The sequence below is a fragment of the Desulfotignum phosphitoxidans DSM 13687 genome, from assembly GCF_000350545.1.
Lineage (GTDB): Bacteria > Desulfobacterota > Desulfobacteria > Desulfobacterales > Desulfobacteraceae > Desulfotignum > Desulfotignum phosphitoxidans.
The window spans coordinates 681,307-699,944 of sequence record NZ_APJX01000001.1 but is presented as its reverse complement, the minus strand read 5'-3'; the positions used below and the strand labels follow the sequence as shown (position 1 = coordinate 699,944).

16 protein-coding genes are annotated in these 18,638 nt (G+C 54.5%); 14 read left to right on the top strand and 2 right to left on the bottom strand.

The genetic code is table 11. The annotated features are described in order from the left end of the window. The first annotated feature begins 12 nt into the window (after nucleotides 1-12). From DPO_RS03305 to nadS, 7 genes are read left to right on the top strand one after another with little or no spacing between them, the layout of a single operon-like run. Nucleotides 13-345, top strand: coding sequence for a hypothetical protein (locus tag DPO_RS03305; RefSeq protein WP_006964266.1), 333 nt, complete (start codon nucleotides 13-15; stop codon nucleotides 343-345). Then, nucleotides 342-638, top strand: coding sequence for a hypothetical protein (locus DPO_RS03300; protein ID WP_006964264.1), 297 nt, complete (start codon nucleotides 342-344; stop codon nucleotides 636-638). The genes DPO_RS03305 and DPO_RS03300 overlap by 4 nt, the downstream gene beginning before the upstream one ends. Then, nucleotides 638-1,267 carry a cobalt transporter CbiM gene (gene cbiM / locus DPO_RS03295; RefSeq protein ID WP_006964262.1) on the top strand — a complete coding sequence of 210 codons (630 nt, stop codon included), beginning with the start codon at nucleotides 638-640 and terminating at the stop codon, nucleotides 1,265-1,267. The genes DPO_RS03300 and cbiM overlap by 1 nt, the downstream gene beginning before the upstream one ends. After that, on the top strand, nucleotides 1,260-2,186 hold the full coding sequence (gene cbiQ, locus DPO_RS03290) for a cobalt ECF transporter T component CbiQ (RefSeq protein WP_006964261.1): 927 nt from the start codon (nucleotides 1,260-1,262) through the stop codon (nucleotides 2,184-2,186). The genes cbiM and cbiQ overlap by 8 nt, the downstream gene beginning before the upstream one ends. Before the next feature lie 10 nt (nucleotides 2,187-2,196). Next, nucleotides 2,197-4,023 (top strand): ABC transporter ATP-binding protein, encoded by a 1,827-nt coding sequence (locus tag DPO_RS03285; protein WP_006964260.1) that lies wholly within the window; start codon nucleotides 2,197-2,199, stop codon nucleotides 4,021-4,023. Then, entirely contained in the window at nucleotides 4,007-4,270 is a 264-nt protein-coding gene (locus tag DPO_RS03280) for a hypothetical protein (protein WP_040011416.1), read from the top strand. Before DPO_RS03285 ends, DPO_RS03280 begins: the two co-directional genes overlap by 17 nt. A gap of 6 nt (nucleotides 4,271-4,276) precedes the next feature. Then, nucleotides 4,277-4,567, top strand: a complete 291-nt coding sequence (gene nadS / locus DPO_RS03275; protein WP_024333359.1) for a NadS family protein — start codon at nucleotides 4,277-4,279, stop codon at nucleotides 4,565-4,567. Between the two features lie 154 nt (nucleotides 4,568-4,721). Here the strand turns inward: nadS and DPO_RS03270 are convergent, their stop codons facing one another. Beyond that, on the bottom strand, nucleotides 4,722-5,846 hold the full coding sequence (locus DPO_RS03270; protein ID WP_006964258.1) for an epoxyqueuosine reductase: 1,125 nt from the start codon (nucleotides 5,844-5,846) through the stop codon (nucleotides 4,722-4,724). A 387-nt stretch (nucleotides 5,847-6,233) separates the two neighbouring features. On the opposite strand from DPO_RS03270, the gene DPO_RS03265 reads away from it, so the two are divergent. After that, a complete protein-coding gene (locus DPO_RS03265; protein WP_006964257.1) occupies nucleotides 6,234-7,097 on the top strand; it encodes a hypothetical protein in 864 nt (287 codons plus the stop codon). 88 nt (nucleotides 7,098-7,185) lie between these two features. Then, a complete protein-coding gene (locus tag DPO_RS03260) occupies nucleotides 7,186-10,248 on the top strand; it encodes an ATP-binding cassette domain-containing protein (RefSeq protein ID WP_006964256.1) in 3,063 nt (1,020 codons plus the stop codon). A 130-nt stretch (nucleotides 10,249-10,378) separates the two neighbouring features. Here DPO_RS03260 and DPO_RS03255 read toward each other — a convergent pair whose 3' ends face one another. Continuing rightward, the gene (locus tag DPO_RS03255; RefSeq protein ID WP_006964255.1) at nucleotides 10,379-11,659 is read right to left on the bottom strand and encodes an SPL family radical SAM protein; all 1,281 of its coding nucleotides are present in this window, start codon (nucleotides 11,657-11,659) and stop codon (nucleotides 10,379-10,381) included. A gap of 488 nt (nucleotides 11,660-12,147) precedes the next feature. Here DPO_RS03255 and DPO_RS03250 point away from each other — a divergent pair, with 488 nt between their 5' ends. From DPO_RS03250 to DPO_RS03230, 5 genes are read left to right on the top strand one after another with little or no spacing between them, the layout of a single operon-like run. Beyond that, nucleotides 12,148-13,386 (top strand): aldo/keto reductase, encoded by a 1,239-nt coding sequence (locus DPO_RS03250; RefSeq protein WP_006964254.1) that lies wholly within the window; start codon nucleotides 12,148-12,150, stop codon nucleotides 13,384-13,386. 39 nt (nucleotides 13,387-13,425) lie between these two features. Beyond that, nucleotides 13,426-14,424, top strand: a complete 999-nt coding sequence (locus tag DPO_RS03245) for a DUF6599 family protein (RefSeq protein ID WP_006964253.1) — start codon at nucleotides 13,426-13,428, stop codon at nucleotides 14,422-14,424. Further along, entirely contained in the window at nucleotides 14,411-15,385 is a 975-nt protein-coding gene (locus tag DPO_RS03240; RefSeq protein ID WP_006964252.1) for a DUF362 domain-containing protein, read from the top strand. Before DPO_RS03245 ends, DPO_RS03240 begins: the two co-directional genes overlap by 14 nt. Continuing rightward, nucleotides 15,382-17,331, top strand: a complete 1,950-nt coding sequence (locus DPO_RS03235) for a 4Fe-4S binding protein (RefSeq protein WP_006964251.1) — start codon at nucleotides 15,382-15,384, stop codon at nucleotides 17,329-17,331. The genes DPO_RS03240 and DPO_RS03235 overlap by 4 nt, the downstream gene beginning before the upstream one ends. A 4-nt stretch (nucleotides 17,332-17,335) precedes the next feature. Next, nucleotides 17,336-18,553 (top strand): aldo/keto reductase, encoded by a 1,218-nt coding sequence (locus DPO_RS03230; RefSeq protein WP_006964250.1) that lies wholly within the window; start codon nucleotides 17,336-17,338, stop codon nucleotides 18,551-18,553. Nucleotides 18,554-18,638 lie beyond the last annotated feature (85 nt).

The following is an 18,638-nucleotide window of genomic DNA, read 5'->3' as shown; positions in this document are numbered from 1 at the left end:
AGAGGAGGAGCGATGAAGCATTTCAACTGTCTGGTTGCTGTTCTGGTTGGGGTATTGCTGGTTTCAGGTACGGCCCTGGCCCATAAGGTGAACCTGTTCGCTTATGTCGAAGGGGGAACCGTTTTCACGGAAAGTTATTTTCCTGACGGCAGGGCCGTGGAAAAAGGAACGGTGCTGGTGTATGACAGCAAAAACCGGCAGCTTGTGGAAGGGAAGACCGACACACAGGGAATGTTCAGTTTTGATATCCCCAAAATCGATGCGTTGACCATCGTGATCGATGCGGGGATGGGGCATAAAAACAAATTTAAGTTGAAAAAAGCCGACGTGGAGGCGGGAAAATGATGCGTCTGCAAAAGGGGGTTGCCATGGGACTGGTGTTTTTGTTTCTGGCAGGAATTCCCGGGTTGGTTTGGGCACAGGAATCCCGGGATGTCAGCTCCGGAGAAGTGATCGCACTGTTGAAAGTCCAGAACAGCGAACTTGCCAATGATATCAGGCAAATTCACCGGGAGATCGCTGCATTGCGGGCCGATCTGGATGAACCGGGCATGAAAGAGGTGTTTGCCGGGATCGGATATATTGTGGGATTGTTCGGAATGGCCGCATTTGCCGCAGCCCGGCGGAGGCGTCAATAATGCATATTTCCGACGGGGTGCTTCCAGTGGCCGTAACCATCGGCGGATATGCCGTCAGCGCCGGACTGGCGGCCTGGAGCGCCCGCCGTATTCACAACCGGGATTTGCCCAAAGTGGCAGTGATCACATCGGCTTTTTTTGTGGCGTCTCTGGTGCACATTCCCTTTGGTCCCACCAGTGCGCATTTGCTGCTGCCCGGGCTTGCCGGGGCCCTGCTGGGGCCGGCGGCTTTTCTGGCCATCGGCCTGGCCCTGCTGCTGCAAAGCCTGCTGTTCCAGTTCGGCGGGCTGACCGCACTGGGGGCCAATGCCCTGATGATGGGGATCCCGGCCATGATCTGCGGCTGGTTTTTCCAGACATTCAAGGGCAGCACGCTAAAACGTCAAACCATTGTGGGGGCCGTAGCCGGAGCCATGGGAACGGTGATGGCTGCCGCGGGCCTGGCCCTGATGCTGATGACCGGGGGAGAGGATTTCTTTGGAGTGGCCAAGATCGCTTTGGCCGCCCATGTGCCCGTGATTGTGATCGAAGGGGTGATGAGCGGGTTTACCATCGGGTTCCTGGCCCGGGTCCAGCCGGCCCTGCTGGAACCCCTATTCCACAAGACGGCTGCCTCGGCTCATGACTGATGTGGCTTACATATCCGTGCCGCTGTGGTACCTGCCCCTGCTGGTATTGATACCGGCGGCCGCGGCGGCCGGCGTGTTGCCCTGGCTCAAGCGCCGGGCCAGAACCCGGACGGTTCCGGAAAACGATCCGGACTGGTCCATCCCGCCCGTGGCTGAAGGCTTCGGCCAGGGAATCTCTGTGATCCACCGCTGGGATGTGCGCTGCAAGATCGTGACCCTGCTGGCCTACAGTTTTGCGGTTGCTTCACTGCGCCATCTGTCTTTGGCAGCGGCGGCCCTGGGGCTTTCCCTGGTGGTGCTCCTGATCTCAAAGGTATGGTTTCGCAAGGTGATGCTGCGGGTGGTGGCCCTGACCGGTTTTCTGGGCATGCTGCTCGTGGTGATGCCCCTGACCGTGCCCGTGCATCCCGGTGACACCCTGGTGGTGTTCGGGTCCATGGACTGGCTGGTTGTGAATCTTCGCGGGGTGGTCCTGGCCGCCACCATTGCGGCCAAGGCAATGGCCATCGCCCTGTTGATGGAACCGCTGCTGTCCACGGCCCCGCTGCCCGTGACGCTGTACGGGCTGTCCCGGCTCGGGGTGCCGGACATGGCCGGCCAGATGGTGCTGCTCAGTTACCGGTACCTGCATGTGTTCACCCATGAAGCCCGGCGTATGACCGCCGGCATGCAGGCCAGAGGGTTTGCAAAAAAAACAGATATGGACACTTTGCGGGCTTTGGCCAATTTTCTGGGGATGCTGTTTGTCCGCAGTTTTGAGCGCACGGAACGGGTGTTTGATGCCATGCAGGCCAGGGGGTACAATGGACGGTTCCCTTCTCCCTGTGATCTGCGGATTCAGTGGCAGGATATCCTGAAGACCGGCATATGGGTGGCCGCCGGCGCGGCACTGGTGTTTTTTGATTATTTGAAAGGGTAAAGGAACCTTCATGGCGGATATGCCGGTTTTCAGCGCGCACAACCTGGGGTATGCCTATCCCGATGGTATCCAGGCCCTGTCCGGGGTGGACCTGGACATTTTCTCCGGAGACCGTGTGGCCCTGGTGGGGCAAAACGGGTCCGGCAAGACCACATTGATCAAACTGCTCAGCGGGCTGCTGGCCCCGTCACAGGGAACCGTGTGTTTCAAAGGCAGGGCATTGACAAGGGACTACCTGGAAGACAGCCGTCTGGGCATGGGTGTGCTGTTCCAGGATCCGGATGACCAGTTGTTTGGGCACACGGTCATGGAGGATGTGGCATTCGGCCCGCGCAACCAGGGAAAATCCCGGAAATCCGCGGCCCTGTGTGCCAGACACGCCCTGCACCAGGTCCATCTGGCACATCTGGCCTACAAAGAGCCCCATAACCTGAGTTTCGGCCAGAAAAAGCGGGCCGCCCTGGCCGGCATCCTTGCCATGCAGCCTGAGGTCCTGATTCTGGACGAACCCACGGCCAACCTGGACCCGGCACAGGAGGCCGTGTTCCTGGATCTGCTCAAAGACTTTGCCGGCACCCTGATCTGCATCTCCCACGACCTGATTTTTCTGTACGAACTGTGCGAAAAAGCCGAGGTGCTGCATCAGGGCGGCATTCACCACAAATATACCCTGCGCGAACTGGTTTCCCGGCGGGATTCCCTGCGGGACCATGGCCTGGATTTTTCCTTCCGCCTGACCATCCCGGCCAGTGACGTGCCGGATGCCAATGGGGCACGGGGTCATGAAGAAAATGGCACCGGCCCCGGACACACCCCTTCATGTGAGTGCGCCGGAATCCAGGAGACCCATTGCATTCATCCGCCCCTGGTATGTATGGAAAACTATGAATATGTCTACCCGGACGGCACCTTCGGGCTCCAGGATTTTTCCCTGGATATCCATGACGGGGAAAAAACGGCCATTGTGGGAGAGAACGGGGCAGGAAAATCCACCCTGCTGGCCTGCCTGTGCGGACTGCGTAAAGGCAGTGGGGATTTGTTTTTCAAGGGAACCCGGGTGACCAAAAAACAGCACAAGAATCTGTGGCGACGGGTCGGGCTGGCATTTCAGGATTGTGCCGATCAGCTGTTCTGCGCCAGTGTCCAGGAAGAGATGATGTTCGGCCTGCGCCGCCTGGGGCTTTCAAGAGATGAGTGCCGGCACCGGGCCGCAGACGCCCTGGCCCGGGTGGGGCTGTCCGGATTTGAAAACCGGGTGCCCCTGCACCTGTCCGGCGGCGAGCGCAAACGCCTGGCTTTGGGCTGTGTCCTTGCCATGGACCCGGATCTGCTCATTCTGGATGAACCCACGGCCGGACTGGATCCAAGGGGAGAAGAACAGCTCATGGCCATTCTGGACACCTTTGATAAGACGCTTTTGCTGGTGAGCCATGACCTGTTTTTTATTGAAAAACTGACCCACCGCACCCTGGTGATGCACCAGGGTCGGATCATCAGAGATCTGCCCACGCATGTTTTCATGCAGGATGACAAGCTGTGCCGCTTCAACGGCCGGTCATTTTCCTATCGCCGGCGCACGGCCACAGCCATCCGACAGCTGCAGCATGAACATGAACACCGCCATCCCCACCTGCACATCCATGATCATCCCCACCGCCATGACCGGACCGTGCACGCCCATCCCCATGAGCACCTGCATGATCACCCTCATCGGTTTGTGCACACCCACCCCGGGGGCCGAAAAACCCATGACCATGCCCACGGCCGGGTGCATGACCACGAGCATCCCGGCCACGAAACCGAACCTCATGATCATCCCCATGAAAAAGATCCGTGATGAAGTCCGCGCTGTCATGGAGCATTACAAAGAGTTCAGCAATGCCAACAAACAGCTCAAAGAAGCGGGGGCATTTACACATTCGATGCGACCTATGCCGTCTTTTTTTGGGAAAAGCTTTTTACAGGCTTTCCTTATATTGTGGTTGCCTGAATGTCTGAATATTTCACTGTTATCACCTGGGAACCATCTTTGGCTTGACAAAAATACGTCAATGACGTATTTCAAGCGAAGCGATAAAGGATAACTTATTATGAAAAACGAAGATTTTGATATGTTGCTTTCGAGCATAAAAGAAGCTGGTGATATAAAAAAAGGAAAAAAGAAACCAAGTAGAATTTTTGAGATAGATGCTCCAGAAATTAAAATGATTCGAAAATCTTTGAATGTTTCACAATCAGAGTTTGCTATGATGATAGGCGTAAGCGTAAGGACGCTTCAAAATTGGGAGCAGGGCAGGAGAAAGCCAGAAGGGCCTGCAAAGGCCTTGCTACATGTTGCCTCAAAAAATCCTAAGGCTGTAATAGAGGCTCTTCATATTTGATAAAATTACCTGATCAGATTGCAGCATGAACATGAACACCCCATTTGCCGAAAATGGCAGCGCTGCCATTTTCGGCAAATAGTATTGGAACGATGTTCGGGTCAGGCCCGATCTCTTTGGAATCGTGTCCTGGGGATGCCTGGCTTCACGGAGATTATACCAGGCCCAGAGCATATCGGATCTCCTCTTCAAGGATAGCCGTGCCGCCGGGCAGAAAACCCTCCAGAGCGGCCCGGGACGGCTGGCCCCCGATCCGTCCCAGAGCCCAGGCACACATGGCGCGCACCCGGTCATCTCTGTTTTCTTTAAAACATCGGATCAGATCCTTTGTATACCCCGTATCCCGGGTATTGCCCATGGCCCGGGCCACATTCATCTGCCACAGCCACAGCCTGTCCGGACCCATGTAAAACATATGGGGCCATATTCTGGACGTAAAACAGGATTCGTCCATATTCAGCAGAGAAGAAAGCCTGAAATCCTTTTCTCTGGCAGCCACCCGCTCATTGACGGGCAGATCGGCAGCTAGCCAGGGGGCATTTCTGGGGCAGACGTTCTGGCACCGGTCGCATCCATAGACGTAAATGCCCATGGGCTCCCGAAGCTCCCTGGGGGTCAGGCCCTGTCCGAAATAGGTCAGAAAGGAGATGCATTTTCTCGGATCAATGGTGCCGTTTCCCTTCAGGGCTTGGGTGGGGCAGGCCGTGATACAGGCATTCCGGCACCAGTCCGGACACCCCATCTCAACGCTGGGCATGTCCGGGTCAAAGGCCCGGTCCACCACAACTGCGATGGGCAGAACCCAGGACCCCTGCCTGGCCACTTTATTGGAGTAGAACAGGCAGTTTTTTCCAAAGGTGCCCATGCCGGCCCGGGCCGCTGCCACCCGGTGGGGCAGGTGATAGGGGACTTTCGAGTCAATCCCGCTGTCTAAGAGAAAAGACCGGAATGCCTTGATACGCCTGGACAGGCCGTCCTTGGTCACCCGGTCGTCGTCCAGGTAGCACCGGCCGAAATGTCCCTCCATCTGCCGGGGAAACCGTTTTTTGAAGTAGACCTCCATCAGAACAATGATGGTTTGGGCACGGGCCATGACCGTTTTCGGATCGGTTCCCTCCATGAGCTTCAGCCCGGTTGCCTCGGCCCAGCCGTATTCATCCTGCCGGTCTTTCAGAAAATCCAGATGGGTGTCAAAGGGATCGGCCGTGGTAAACCCCACATCTTCGAACCCCAGTTCGCAGGCCTTTGCGATAATATCTTCTTTGGTCAGGCCGGTCATATCACCCTCCGTTTTTGGACCAGGTACTGCTGTAATCTGCGGTAAATGTCTAGGTCCATCTTCCATTCTCCTTATACAGGAATTGACCCGCTTTTTTTTGGGTGTAGTAGACAATGGTTTTTTTGATCTTCAGGAACCATAGCACAGGCTTCCCCGTATGTGAACCCGAATGATGGGGATCATCGTTCTGACCCAAATTTGAACTTGTTTTTATTGGAATGCCTGATACAAAGCATGACCATTTCCATGGAAATCATGCCGGCGCGGATTAAATTGCATTGTTTTTTTACAAACGATGATATAAATACAACGCTTTGGCCATTTTGGGCCGGAACCGGTGAATCGGTGGTGCATACATCCAAAAACGAATAAAAAGAAAGGCAACAAATGAAGAAAACACTGGCTGGTTTTATTGCTGTGATGGTATTGTTTCTGGGTTTCGTTGGAACATCAACGGTTGAAGCAGATACCAAGGGGGATGTCGATGTCCGCCATGACACCCTTTCTGATATCGGCACAGAGTTTCGTGATGAAGTTCGCGCTGTCATGGATCATTACAAAGAGTTCAACAATGCCAACAAGCAGCTCAAAGAAGCAGGGGCATCCTACCAGAATGCCCTGACCGCAGACACGGGCAAGGCAAATACCTACACCACCATGGAACAGCAGTCCGTCATGGTGGGGGTCTACACATTCGATGCGACCTATGCGGCCCTTTTTTTGAGAAAAAAAGAGCTGGCCGATGTTTTGAGTGTGCGTAAGTCCCTGGCTGAAAAAATTGGTTTTGGAATGCCGTTGACCCCGAAGATGAAAGAGATCGTTGCAAACCCGGATAAAATTGCAGATTTCGACGAGTGGTCAAAGGCCCTTGATGAGGTTTCCATGGAGATGGTTGTCAACCATGTGACCACTGACAAACGCCTCGACATGTTGGTCGATGCGTTCTTCGGCGCCGTGGTGGAGGGCATGTACGTGGTGACGGAAAGCATTGCCCAGGCCGGATACCCTCAGCCCATGCTGGATTTGATGAATCAACAGCATGATCGGATCGATTTCATGTTAAAACTGCTCAATGTGTTCAGAGGTGACAAAGCCTTTGAAAACGAGGTAGAGTTTGACGAACGGTTCGATGTGCTGGGCGACATCCACAATCTGCTTCTGGTCAGGCAGTTCACCCAGAGGGAAGTGGATGGTATCCGCCAGATCATCGCCCCGTTGCGGCAGGATATTCTGGACGGAACGGTTTTCTAACGCATCGGCCGTCGGCCGAGGATGACTTGTGCCGGGTGATGTGGCATTCACCCGGCAATCACTTTTTAGATGTTTTTCGGGATGGTGGATGATTCTTTCAGAACTGGTACTCAACGGTATCCTGCACCTGTTTGCCCTGCAGGCATCCAGCCATGGCCCGGATGGACGCGGCAAAGCCCGCAAACTGGTGGCAACCTATCTGACCGACTATCTCGGCATTGTCAACAGTGATCAGTATCTGGATCTTTTCGATGGGTTTCTGGAATTTTATGATGCATCCACGGAACCTGATTTTCTTATCTCCCAGACATCGACCATCTGTAATAACCTGAAAGGGCATATTCCAAGAACAGAACAGTATGCGGTCCTGCTCAGATTCTTTGAACTGGTCAGTCATTTTGACGCAGACCCCAACGACATGTTGCCCCGCCTGGCCCGGGCCGCCGGAGGAACGTTTGAAATCGATTCAAGTGTGATAGCGGACATGTTGGCTTTTTTGTACCACCCGGAAGATGCCGAAAAGCTCGGGCACAACCTGTTATTGGTTCAGCCGGAGGCACCGCCGCCGGGACACGGCTGCAAATGGAAAGCGTTCCCCCGTTTTTCAGGCCGGCTGACCATCCTCCATATTGAAGATATCCAAACCTGTTTCATTATCTCCCATCAGCATGCTGCCATCGCGTTGAACGGTATTCCTGTGCCGCCGGGGTCTTTTCGCCTGCTGCCGGCCGGGGCCATCCTCCGGGATGACAGTTCGTCCGCCCTTCATTATGCCGATATCGCTCAGATATTCAGTTCGGGGCGGCGGGACAGTGATCTGGCCTTTACTGCATGGCATGTTGATTTTCGTTTTCCGGGCAGCGACAACGGCCTTCACGATTTCTGTTTCAATGCCTCCGGGGGCGAGTTGATAGGGGTGATGGGAGGCAGCGGTGTGGGAAAGTCTACATTGATCAGTATTCTCAACGGCACGATGCCACCCCAGTCCGGTCAGATCCGGATCAACGGCTTAGACCTGTACACGGAAAAATCAACCATCGAAGGGGTGATCGGGTTTGTTCCCCAGGATGATCTGCTCTTTGACGAACTCACTGTCTATCAGAATCTGCTCTATTCCAGCCGGCTCTGTCTGGCCAATCTCACAGAAAATGACCTTGACCGGCGGATTCAGGGCATCTTGGATGAACTCAACCAACTGGAAACAAAAGACCTCAAGGTGGGGTCGCCATTGGAAAAAACCATCAGCGGCGGGCAGCGCAAGCGACTGAATATTGCGCTGGAACTGATTCGAGAGCCCTCGATCCTGTTTGTGGACGAACCCACCTCGGGATTGTCTTCCGCTGATTCTCTGAATGTGATGAGTCTGCTCAAGGAACAGAGCAATCAGGGAAAACTGATTATTGTCATCATCCATCAGCCCTCCTCAGACATTTTCAAGCTGTTTGACCAGCTCTGGATACTGGATAAAGGCGGCCGTCCCATCTACACGGGCAATCCCATCGATGCATTGATCTATTTTCGGAGTGCCGTGTGGCAGGCCGGTACGGAAGAATGCCTCTGCCCCCGGTGCGGCAATGTCAACCCGGAACAGATATTTGACATCATAGAGATGAAGGCCCTGGATGAAAAAGGCTATGCCACGACCCAGCGGAAAATATCCCCTTCGGAATGGCATGCCCGCTATAAAACCAGCCGAACGGCGGCAGACCCGGCTGTGGACAATGCCCTGCCCGCCCCTGAAAAAGTGTTGCACCGCCCCGGATTGGCCGGACAACTGGGCATTTTTTTCAAACGGAATCTGCTCACCCGGCTTGCCAACAAGCAATATCTGGGGGTCAACCTGCTGGAAGCCCCTCTTCTGGCATGGATCATTGCATCCATTGCCCGGTTTGAAACAGCGGACGGATATCTGTTCGGAGACAATCACAACATCTCCGTCTACTTTTTCATGAGTGTGATTGTCGCTTTGTTCATGGGGCTTTCCGTCAGTGCTGAAGAGATCATCCGGGATCGGAAAATTCTACAAAGAGAATCGTTCCTCCATTTGAGCTGGTTCAGCTACATCAATGCCAAAACCCTTTATCTGGCCCTGGTTTCCGGCCTGCAGACTGCGCTGTACGTCCTGGTGGGAAACACCATTCTGGAGATACCGGGTTTCTACTGGCAGACATGGCTGGTATTGTTTTCCTGTTCCCTGTGTGCCAGCATGATCGGACTCAACATATCGGCGGGCTTTAAAACCGTGGTCACCATCTATATCATCATTCCGCTTTTACTGGTACCCCAGATCATTCTGGGGGGCAGGGTGGTGACTTTCGATGATATGATCTCCCAGCACACGCCGCATAACCGGGTGCCGCTGGTGGGCAATCTCATGCCGTCACGCTGGGGGTTTGAAGCGGTCGTTGTGGAACAGTTCATGAACAACCCCTATCAGCGGCCGTATTATGACCTCAAGCGCCGTCTGAGCAATATGGATTATATGACCAATTACTATATACCGGAGCTGCTTTCCAGGATCGATTTCCCGTTTCTGGAACGTTCTGACCCAGCGCATAAACAGGCCGTGGGCCAGACCCTGGAATTGCTGAAAAATGAATTTAATCATCTTTCCCGGATTGAGGGGGTTTCTCCGGCACTGCCGGACAATGCATTTCATCCTGAAGGCTTTTCCCGTGAAATTGCCGGTCAATTGAAATCCGCTTTGGCCGAACTGCGCGAACGATGTCACAGGGAACGTCAGGAAGCGGACGAATCTTTGCGTGCCCTGGATACCGGCAGAAGAAAAGCGCTGACGGACGAGGGTTTTCTGGATCTTGAAAAAAAATACCTCAACAAAAGCCTGGAAAGACTGGTATATAACAGCGAGAACCTCGATGAATACCGGATTGCCGGCAACAGTATCGTCAGAGTGTCAGATCCCTTATTCTCATCACAACTGGCTCCATGGGGCGGGGCACCGTTTATGGCCGGCCAGAAACGTATCGGATCGTTTCTGGTTTCCACCTTTGAATTCAATCTGTCGGTATTGTGGCTGACGACATGTTGCCTGTATGCCATCCTTTACTTTCATCTGCTGCCGCGTCTCATCACCCGGATCGCCTCTGTGGAAAAAGCTTTTTCCAGGCTTTCCTTGACAAGCAGGCCGTAAGCATTATTTAGATGTTTTTAGCGATTGATCCTGAGCGCCGCACTGTGGAAACAGCGCTAAAACACGGTTTGTCAAGCAAAGTATGAAAAAAACACGGATGCTCAGGCCGTGCCGGCCGTCCAGGAACAAATCAGACGGCCGGCGGGTTATGGCGGATGGCATGTATTTTTTTGAGGTAGGCCTGGATCATGTCCTGTTCAAACGCGTCATTGGAAGGGTAGGAACGGCCGAATACCGGTTCCCACAATTTGACATCCTCCATGCACATGTAAAAAAACACCGATGATTTCCAGTTGTCGGGAAATGCCTGAAAAAGCGTGGAAAACAGTGCTTTTTTGATCTCAAATGGGTAACTGAGTTTTCCGGCACAGTCTGTCATGGGCATCTGAAGGATCCGGGTCCGGGCCATGCGTTCACGGATACGGCGGATGACCGGTTTGATGAATGTCAGGGTGCCGATGGAGACCATGACCACTTCATCGGGGGAAAATGTGTCCGTCAGCCGGGAGACAATGGCACGATATCCGGCTTCCCACCCGTCATACCAGACCATGGGGTGGAAATGAAACCCGACAGGAATTCCGGCATCGGCCAGCCGCCTGGCGCTTTGTATGCGCTGTTCCAGGGATGCGGTTCCCTTTTCTTCGGCCGTAATCACCTCTGGGGTGTTCAGGGACCAGGTGAACACCATGTTAAACGGGGGCGGATGGGTCAGAAAATAATCGATCCGGCTGCTTTTGGATTTCATTTCAAGGACCACGCCGGGATGGTTTTCAGCAAACCGGGTCAGGGTGTCCAGGAGGCCGAACCGGTTTCCCCACATCAGAGAATCGGAGGACTGACCCGTCCCGATGTGCATCGGCGTATCCGGATCCAGGTCCAGGCCTGCCAGGTGGCGGTCCAGATCACGGATAAACCGCACCTGGCTGTTGTGATAAAAAGACTGGATAGAACAGTAGCTGCAGCCGAATCCGCACTGCTGGACCGCATCCAGGGTTTTCAGGTTGCAGCAGCGGGTCTTTTCTGAAGCCACGGGACAGAAGCCCATGATCGCCCCCTGAAGCGATGTTTTCACCATTCGTTCCCGGGGAAACGGCTGCTCTGCCGTTGAAACCGCCGGCCCGTTTTCATACTGTTTCGGGCCGTGTTTCAGGGCCTCATATCCGGATTTGAGCTGGCTAAATATCTTTGCGGCCGCCTGTTTTCCAGCCGTATTTCCAATAATGTCCGGCCGGTAGAACTGGTCAAGTCCGCCCATGTCCCAGCAGTACAGGTCCTGGCTGTATTCCACAAGAAGCCGCTGCTGCTGAAAGGAAAATCCATGGATTCCCGCAATCGTCTGCAGCCATTTCCGGTTGTCCGGGGGCAGTTTGTGAAACCCGTTGATCTGTTCAAGCCGGTTGAAAGACATGGGGACATTATAGAGAAATAAATGTCCGGGTCAAGCCGGGAAATCGTCTGCGAATTAAATTGTTCTTTGATGTCAGGGCCAATGCATTCAGGTGTTTTTCGGGCACCGCTGCCCGGCTGTGTGCCCTGGCAGGCACCGGCGCCAGGCAGGACCATGACACACTGGCCGACATCATGACTACCACTTCTTCCAGTTGCAATGGAGTGTAAATAACGAAAAAGGTATTGATGGAATTATTGCATAAAAGCGGCCTGGTCCCACAGCAATTATAAATGGAAACAAAGCTAAGGAACTTTTGCCTCATAGAACAACCAGAAGCTTCAGATCGAACCGACAGGCTTGACCAGGCTTTTCTTGATAAGCTTTTTAGAGTTTGCTATATTCTTCCATAGCAAATATGGCAGATTCCTTTCCTGATTATCCGTTGCGCTTATTTGATGCTGGTTTGTATTTTTCAACCCTATTTTTACTACGAGGAGAACTCAAGCATGTTCGGTGATCAAAAGAAATTCACTAGAAGAGATTTTCTTAAAAAAACGGCTGCAGCAGGGTTCGGATCCGCCCTGCTGCCTTTAACCAACGTGCCAGGGGCAGATGCATCATCTAAAGCATCTTCAGCCGGTATTGTGCCCACAAGACCCTTTGGAAAAACAGGCGTGGATGTCTCTATCCTCTCTTTGGGCGGAGTACTTGACAGCAACGATCTTTTAATTTTCAGGCAGGCGTTAAAAAGCGGTGTAACGTATTGGGACACTGCTGATTCATACGGATGGGGAAAAAATGAAAAAGCCATAGGCAAATATTTTACCAAATTCCCAGGAGACCGGGAAAAGGTGTTTTTGGTCACGAAAGCTGCGACATCAGACCCGGAAGAACTCAGTGAAAAATTAGATCGCTCTCTTCAAAGAATGAATACCTCATATGTGGATATGTATTTCATTCACTATGTCAAAAACGTAAAAAATGAATTGACCGGTGACGTGAAAACCTGGGCTGAGAAAGCCAAATCTCAAGGGAAGATCAAATTCTTCGGATTCAGTACCCATAAGAATATGGAAAATAGTATGCAGGATGCAGCCAGGCTTGGCTGGGTCGATGGTATCATGATGAGTTATAATTACCGGCTCATGGTAAAAGACGAAATGAAAAAAGCCGTAGATACCTGCGTTCGGGCAGGTATCGGGTTGACCGCAATGAAAACCCAGGCTGTTTTTACGGCAAACTTCTATGCGTCCATCGGGTCTGAAACCGATGATGCCCTGAACATGACTGATAACTTTTTAAAAAAGGGATATACCGCTGAACAGGCCAAACTTAGAGTTGTCTGGGAAAATCCCCATATCGCAAGCATCTGTTCGGCAATGCCCAATATGGCCATTTTAAAAGAAAATATTGCGGCGGCCCTGAATAAAACCAACTTGTCCGATAATGATAAAAAGCGTCTGGAAACTTATGCCCACAGGACGGCTTCCGGATATTGTGCAGGGTGTGCCGACATCTGTGAGAATGCAGTTGATCCACAGTTACCGATCTGTGATATATTGCGTTATTCAATGTATCTTCACGGTTACGGAGATCAAATAACCGCCGCAAGGCTGTTCAGGGATCTGCCTGCGGATGTGAAGACCAACATCTTAAAAGCGGACTATGCCGAGGCTGAGAAATGGTGTCCCCACAATATTCAAATCGGCAGAATTTTAAAAGAGGCCATTGCTGAACTGGCTTAAGACTCGATAAACAATTCCAGGAACCGGAAAGAGGGTCCGATGTCCGAAGCGTCTGAAAAATTTACGGTGACCCCCATGGAGCGATGGGTGGGGTTCGGTGTGCTGCTGACACTGGCAGCCATTGCGTTTGGCATATACAGGGTTCAGTTTCGATTCAATCCTGCAGTGACCGCGAGACAGGCGTTTTCGGAACCTGCGGCTGCCATGGAAACAATAGCTCTGGCGGCCCTGGCACCAGATGTGATTCAACCCTTTTCCCCTCCGGAACAATTTGATCCGGACACCCTTTCCGACAAGATCAACGGCAAGGCTGAACTCTACTTCAGCGCCGGATTCAGATCACTTACAACCCAGCGGTTTGCCCTGACAGATAATCCGGCACTTTGGTTTGAGCTCTTTGTGTATGATATGGGGACCGCCCGCAACGCATTTTCCGTATTCAGCATGCAGCGCAGAGGCGGTCTGGAAGCTGGCGGTCCCACCCTGTTTGCCTATGCAACACCCAACGGACGGTTTCTGGCCCACGACCGGTTTTACCTGGAACTGGTGGGGGCTGAGGCTTCCGAACCCCTGATGGCCGCTGCCGATGCCATGGCAAGAACCTTTGTGGAGAACATCGGGGCAGATGTGGCTGAGGTGACGGAGATGGCGCTGTTCCCTGAGGAGGGACGGGTTGAGGGCAGCCGGTCCCTGGTATCTTCCGACGCTTTTGGCATCACAGGGTTTGACCAGGTGTTTACGGCTGAATATCAATACGATGGCATCCCTGTCACAGCCTATGTCGCTCGGAGGGAAACCGCAGAGGCTGCCGGGACTGCTGCCCGGGTGGTCCGGGATTTTTATCTTGAGTACGGCGGCACCCCCCTGGCCGCACCGGAAAACATCGCTGTCATCGATATTCTGGATACCATAGAGGTGGTTCTGTCCCATGAACAATACGTGATCGGGGTGCATGAGGCGCCGGATAGGGAAACCGCGCTTGGCCTGGCTGAACGCATCAGGAAACGGCTTCAGGAGACAGTTGATGACAGATCTTAACCGCAGGGAGTTCATTCACCGGTCCGTCAAGGCCGGACTGGTTTCCGCAGGCGCCCTGGGCGCTGGATGGTGGCTGCACGATACGCGCCCTCCGGCATTGGAACCATTGCCCCAGTCGCTTCCCGGCATCCCTGATTTTTCCGGCGCCCTGGTGGAGGGTCCTGCCATGGCCATCGCAAAAGGAACGGATCGGATGGATATGGCGGACCGAGCCCTGGAGGCCCTGGGCGGGATAAGACGGTTTGTAAGCCCCGGCCACCGGGTGGTGATCAAGGTGAATGCCGCATTTGCCTCTCCCCCTGCCATCTGCGCCACCTCCCATCCGGACCTGGTAACGGCAGTTGTCACGGCCTGCAGGGCTGCCGGCGCTTCTGATGTGGTGGTCACAGACAATCCCATAAACGATCCTGCCAGCTGTTTCAGGCTCACCGGCATCGGGCCGGCTGCCGAGGCTGCCGGCGGCCGGGTTGTCCTGCCCACAGCCGATCAATTTTCCAGGGTCACGCTTTCCGGTGCCAGGCTCATAAGAGACTGGCCGGTCCTGATCGGGCCCCTGGCTGATGCGGACTGTCTAATAGGGCTTGCCCCCTTGAAAGACCATCACCGCAGCGGTGCCTCCATGACCATCAAAAACTGGTACGGCCTCCTGGGAGGCCGCAGAAATGTGTTTCACCAGGACATTCACACCATTATCACGGAACTGGCCGCCCTGGTACGTCCTACCCTGGTGATTCTGGATGCCGTCACCGCCATGATTCACAACGGCCCCACAGGCGGATCCATTTCAGATCTGACCCGGACCAATACCCTTGTGGCAGGTGTCGACCAGCTTGCGGTTGATGCGATGGGTGCAGAACTTTTAGGCAGGGATCTCTCCCAGCTTCCCCACCTCCGGCAGTCAGCAGATGCCGGCTTAGGAGTCCTTGACTATCATACCCTGAATCCGGTGGCTGTCCCATGAGACTTGTGACGATCAGACGGATTACCCAGGGCTTTTTTCTGGTCCTGATGATCGGCAGCTGCTTAGTTAACCGGGTGGGTGACCGCTGGTACGAACTGCGGGGATGGCCGGTAAGCTGGCTTCTTGAACTGGATCCCCTGGTGGGTCTGGCCACGGTGCTGACCACAGGCAGTCTGTACAAGGGTTTACTCTGGGGGACACTTACCCTGGCACTGACCGCTCTTCTGGGCCGTTTTTTCTGTGGATGGCTCTGCCCCCTGGGAACCCTTCAGCAGATGGTGGGGGCGTGGACGGATAAAGGCCGCAGGCCAAAGGCGCGGGCTTATGGACGGCAGTCCCATCCTGGCCAGAAGATCAAATACCTGCTGCTCACAGCTCTCTTGACCATGGCCGGGGTTGAGCTTGTCTGTCCCCTGGTGGATTTGTCAGGCCAGGGCGGCTGGATACCGCCAGTGGCTGTCATTCTGGCCGGTATTGTCCTGATCCGGACGGGACAGAAAACCCCTTGGAAGAGATCTACGGGATGGGCCATGGCGGTGGCTGGTTCCCTGTGTCTTATGCTGGGTAATCTCCTGCCAGGCAACCGCCTTCTGGCTGCCGGCCTGCAGACCGGAATTCTGGATCCTATCCCCCTGGTCTATCGCTCTGTTTCATTGGTGGTGCTACCGCTGATTTCCCCGGACGGAACTTTCGTTGTGGTGACCGGAGGTCTGCTTACCGGCGGTGTGTTTGTCCTGGTATTGGCCCTATCCGCCTGGCGCCCCCGGTTTTACTGCCGGTATGTCTGTCCCCTTGGCGCCCTGCTCGGACTTACGGTCAGATGGTCGGTATGGCGGATGGGAAGGCAGGATAAAAACGGTGACGCCTGTACCGGATGCGGGCGGTGCGATCATCATTGCGAAGGGGCATGCGATCCTGCCAATGAGATCCAATGGGCAGAGTGTGTGCTCTGCTACAACTGCCGGGACGACTGCCCGGAACGTATTATGGGTTATAGCACCCGACCGTCAACCACAGGAGAGAACCCAGGCCCTGATTTAAGCCGGCGGGCTGTGTTAACAGCCGGAGCCACCGGTGCGATTCTTCTGCCCCTGGCACGACTGGGGGATCCTTTGGGGGTGGGATGGCGGCCTGATCTGGTGCGGCCGCCGGGCAGCCTGACTGAAGAAGCGTTTTTAAACCGATGCATTAAATGCGGGCTGTGCATGCGGGTCTGCCCTACCAATGTGATCCAGCCGACTGTGCTGGAGGCAGGGATTGAAGGGCTGTGGACGCCCCGTCTGGATTTCCGGCTGGGATCCAGTGGCTGCCAGCACAACTGCATTGCCTGCGGTTCTGTCTGCCCCACAGCGGCCATCCGCCCCCTGGCCCTGGAAGAACGGATGGGCACAGCCTCTTTTGCGGACAAAGGCCCGGTCAGGATCGGGACCGCCTTTATGGACCGGGGCCGCTGCCTGCCATGGGCCATGGGCATCCCCTGTATCGTCTGCCAGGAGAACTGTCCGGTCAGCCCCAAGGCCATTACCACCCGGACGATAATGGAAACGGTGGCAGGACTCGACCGTTTAATCGTTCAGCAGGTGAGCAGCCGGGCCGTTCATCTGAACCTGCCGTTCACCCGCAGCCCCCTGGCCGGAGGGGACTATTTTTTGGCCGGACCGGCAGGCCCCCAAAACGCGTTGCGGATCACAGGGCTTCAGGCAGGCTGGATACAGGTGGCTGGTGATCCGGCCGGTGCCGGATTCAGGCAGCAAACCCCGGCTGCCGTGGTTGTCAGACTGCAGCAGCCCTATGTGGATCCACTTCACTGCATCGGCTGCGGTGTCTGTCAGCATGAGTGCCCGGTGCGAGGCCGGGCAGCCATCCGTGTCACCAGTGAAAACGAAACACGAAGCCGTGCCCACGCCTTATTGGCAGGGACCGGACTTCCACACTCAAAGGATTAGCGTTATGAGCACAAAAGAATCAAACATCAGGCGTCGTGAGTTTCTGCAAGTTCTCGGAGCCGCCGGGGTCGGCAGCATGGTCGCTTCGGTCATAAGGCCGGCAACTGCGGAGGCCGCCCCCATGAAGGTGGGCTCCCGCCCCTTTGGCCGTACCGGCATTGATGTGCCCATACTGTCTCTGGGGACCATGTTCGATACCGGTGCCAATCAGCTGCTGTTGCGGCAGGCGGTGAAATGGGGGGTAACCTACTGGGATACGGCCCAGTATTACAACCGGTGGGGCAGTGAGTATGGCATCGGCAAGTATCTGGCCAAATTCCCCAGGGACCGCAAAAAGATATTTCTGGTGTCCAAATCCGGAAACCGGGGAACCGGCGGCCTGACTGCTGAGCTTGAAGACTCCCTGAACAACCTTAAAACAGATTATCTCGATCTCTTTTTTCTGCATGCCGTTAGTAATGCAACGCGTGAGCTGACACTTGAGATCAAGACCTGGGCTGAAAAGATGAAATCCCAGGGGAAGATCCGCCTCTTTGGCTTCAGTACCCATTCCAATATGGCCGACTCCCTGTCCCATGCTGCAACCCTGGGCTGGATCGACGGCATCATGACCACCTACAACTACAAGGTCATGACCACAGATAAGATGAAGCGTGCTGTCGACGCCTGCCACAAGGCCGGGATCGGACTGACCGCTATGAAAACCCAGGCTTCCTCATCCTGGTCTCACAAAGGAGAGGAAAGCGCAACGAGCGAGGCCCTGGAAAAACGGTTTCTGGATAAGGGGATGACAAAGGAACAGGCCAGATTGCTTGCTGTCTGGACTGATGACAGGATCGCGGCAGTCTGCTCCCAGATGCAGACCATGACCATCCTTAAAGCCAATACGGAAGCCGCAACGAATATTACCGCCCTGACCGCCCGTGACCGCCGTTTTTTTGAAGCAGAGGCCCGGGCCACTGCACCTCATTATTGCGCCGGCTGCACAGCTGCCTGCAAGGCAGTGATTGCCGAAGATATCCCTGTGGGTAAAATCATGCGCTGTCTGATGTATTCCCGCAGCTACGGGGATCATTTTCGCGCCCGGACGGAATACCTGGATATCCCGGAATCCGTTCGTGCAAGGCTGTCAACGCTGGATTACGGCGCAGCAGAGCAAAAGTGTCCCCAGAACATGCCCATTGCCCGGCTCATGGCTGAGGCTGCCGAGGAATTATCATGAAGCTGACACAAAAGGAGATGTAAACCCTGCCGGACTGCTGGAATACCGCCAGGATTGTTTAAGTCATTGGCCTGTGCATGTGTAA

Coding starts and splice junctions, on each gene's coding strand:
- DPO_RS03305 (WP_006964266.1), top strand. CDS start 13: ATGAAGCATTTCAACTGTCTGGTTGCTGTTCTGGTTGGGGTATTGCTG.
- DPO_RS03300 (WP_006964264.1), top strand. CDS start 342: ATGATGCGTCTGCAAAAGGGGGTTGCCATGGGACTGGTGTTTTTGTTT.
- cbiM (WP_006964262.1), top strand. CDS start 638: ATGCATATTTCCGACGGGGTGCTTCCAGTGGCCGTAACCATCGGCGGA.
- cbiQ (WP_006964261.1), top strand. CDS start 1,260: ATGACTGATGTGGCTTACATATCCGTGCCGCTGTGGTACCTGCCCCTG.
- DPO_RS03285 (WP_006964260.1), top strand. CDS start 2,197: ATGGCGGATATGCCGGTTTTCAGCGCGCACAACCTGGGGTATGCCTAT.
- DPO_RS03280 (WP_040011416.1), top strand. CDS start 4,007: ATGAAAAAGATCCGTGATGAAGTCCGCGCTGTCATGGAGCATTACAAA.
- nadS (WP_024333359.1), top strand. CDS start 4,277: ATGAAAAACGAAGATTTTGATATGTTGCTTTCGAGCATAAAAGAAGCT.
- DPO_RS03270 (WP_006964258.1), bottom strand. CDS start 5,846: ATGACCGGCCTGACCAAAGAAGATATTATCGCAAAGGCCTGCGAACTG.
- DPO_RS03265 (WP_006964257.1), top strand. CDS start 6,234: ATGAAGAAAACACTGGCTGGTTTTATTGCTGTGATGGTATTGTTTCTG.
- DPO_RS03260 (WP_006964256.1), top strand. CDS start 7,186: ATGATTCTTTCAGAACTGGTACTCAACGGTATCCTGCACCTGTTTGCC.
- DPO_RS03255 (WP_006964255.1), bottom strand. CDS start 11,659: ATGTCTTTCAACCGGCTTGAACAGATCAACGGGTTTCACAAACTGCCC.
- DPO_RS03250 (WP_006964254.1), top strand. CDS start 12,148: ATGTTCGGTGATCAAAAGAAATTCACTAGAAGAGATTTTCTTAAAAAA.
- DPO_RS03245 (WP_006964253.1), top strand. CDS start 13,426: ATGTCCGAAGCGTCTGAAAAATTTACGGTGACCCCCATGGAGCGATGG.
- DPO_RS03240 (WP_006964252.1), top strand. CDS start 14,411: ATGACAGATCTTAACCGCAGGGAGTTCATTCACCGGTCCGTCAAGGCC.
- DPO_RS03235 (WP_006964251.1), top strand. CDS start 15,382: ATGAGACTTGTGACGATCAGACGGATTACCCAGGGCTTTTTTCTGGTC.
- DPO_RS03230 (WP_006964250.1), top strand. CDS start 17,336: ATGAGCACAAAAGAATCAAACATCAGGCGTCGTGAGTTTCTGCAAGTT.